Raw genomic sequence first — 1203 nt, 5'->3', positions numbered from 1 at the left:
TGATGTAAAAGGCATTGAAGCTTATCCCCGCAGCTTCGAAGCTGTGAGGAATTTCACTTAGGCTAATGGGCTTCATTGCAAATTTGCCCACCTCAAGCGCGGCTTTGACGTTTGCAAGCATTGAACCTCGATTATTAGGATCGTAGTGGATACCTTTAAATTTATAGGGTTCCTTGACATATTTTTCGCCACCTAAAATCACAATGTCGCGAGCATCATAGTTCGCAGCAATGAACTCGTCGCCTTCATGCGGACGAAGGTAGAAATTATTCAGATCAAATATCACCTCGTCGCCGCCGACCGCAAAATTTCGCTTAACAAAGTGTACTTTAACATCAAGCGGATAGCGGAAAACCACGATGTCGCCGCGCCTAGGACCCTCGCCACGGATGATATGCCCATCGCCGTCACTATCCGGAGCAACCTGCCACTCTACAAACGGAATATGCGGTGTCGGAATGCCGTAGCTAAATTTTTTAACGAATAAAAAATCACCCTCCAAAAGCGTGTAGCGCATCGATCCGCTGGGGATTACGAAGGCTTGCGCCACAAAAAGGATGACAAATAAAACGACGATAACCGTTCCCGTCCAACTCGATAAAAATTTGTAAATTTTACTTAGTATTTTCATTTAAGCTCTTTGTTTTAAGCGATTTTTCGCCGATTTTATCGTGTTACTAAGAAGCATCGCGATCGTCATCGGTCCCACGCCTCCGGGTACGGGCGTGATGAGCGAGCATTTTGGTGCAACGGCGTCAAAATCAACGTCGCCTCTTAGCTTGCCGTCCTCGCCGCGATTGATCCCCACGTCGATTACCACCGCACCCTCTTTTACCATATCTGCGTTCACAAAATGTGTCCTACCGACCGCCGCTACCAAAATATCGGCATCTGCGCAAAGCTGCTTTAGGTTTTTCGTCTTGCTATGAGCGATAGTGACGGTGGCGTCGGCATTTAGCAGCAGGCTTGCCATCGGCTTTCCTACGATATTGCTGCGGCCTAGCACGACGGCGTTTTTACCGGCTATCTGCACGCTGTATTCCTCAAGCAGGCGCATCACGCCAAGCGGAGTGCAAGGCACAAAACCGTCCGCAAGCCCGCTAGTAAGCTTACCTACGTTTATCGCGCTAAATCCGTCCACGTCCTTCTGCGGGCTTATTTTTTCTAAAATTTTATTCGTATCAATGTGCTTTGGAAGCGGCA

2 protein-coding genes are annotated in these 1203 nt (G+C 48.2%); both read right to left on the bottom strand.

What is annotated here, in order from left to right:
* On the bottom strand, window positions 1-631 hold a 631-nt coding region (gene lepB, locus Q0257_RS03210; protein WP_298021464.1), incomplete at its 3' end, for a signal peptidase I.
* Window positions 632-1203: bifunctional methylenetetrahydrofolate dehydrogenase/methenyltetrahydrofolate cyclohydrolase (locus tag Q0257_RS03205; protein WP_298021462.1), on the bottom strand; the 572-nt coding region annotated here is incomplete at its 5' end. It lies immediately after the preceding gene.

The organism is uncultured Campylobacter sp., from assembly GCF_938018035.1.
In the GTDB taxonomy this organism is placed as follows: Bacteria; Campylobacterota; Campylobacteria; order Campylobacterales; family Campylobacteraceae; genus Campylobacter_B.
The sequence above is the reverse complement of the archived record's forward strand: the minus strand, read 5'-3'. Positions and strand labels throughout refer to the sequence as shown.